General features: G+C 62.2%; 1 protein-coding gene. It reads left to right on the top strand.

The features are described from left to right. Positions 1–400 (top strand): hypothetical protein (locus IM725_RS20160; protein ID WP_193782413.1); only part of this gene is annotated, 400 nt, incomplete at both ends.

The raw sequence follows: 400 nt of genomic DNA, 5'->3' as shown, positions 1-400 counted from the left end.
CTCCGACACCCTGAAGATCGACAACACCAGCAACCAGCTGGAAGCCCTGGTCGAGATCTACCGGATGATGCGTCCGGGCGAGCCGCCGACCAAGGAAGCTGCCGAGACCCTGTTCGGCAATCTGTTCTTCAGCGCCGAGCGTTACGACCTGTCGGCCGTAGGCCGGATGAAGTTCAACCGCCGTATCGGTCGTACCGAGATCGAAGGTCCGGGCGTCCTGAGCAAGGAAGACATCATCGATGTGCTCAAGACCCTCGTCGACATCCGTAACGGCAAGGGCATCGTCGATGACATCGACCACCTGGGCAACCGTCGCGTCCGTTGCGTCGGCGAAATGGCCGAGAACCAGTTCCGCGTGGGCCTGGTGCGTGTCGAGCGCGCGGTCAAGGAACGCCTGTCC

The sequence above is a fragment of the Ramlibacter aquaticus genome (assembly GCF_015159745.1).
Classification (GTDB): Bacteria; Pseudomonadota; Gammaproteobacteria; order Burkholderiales; family Burkholderiaceae_C; genus Ramlibacter; species Ramlibacter aquaticus.
This window is presented reverse-complemented; position numbering and strand designations above follow the sequence as displayed.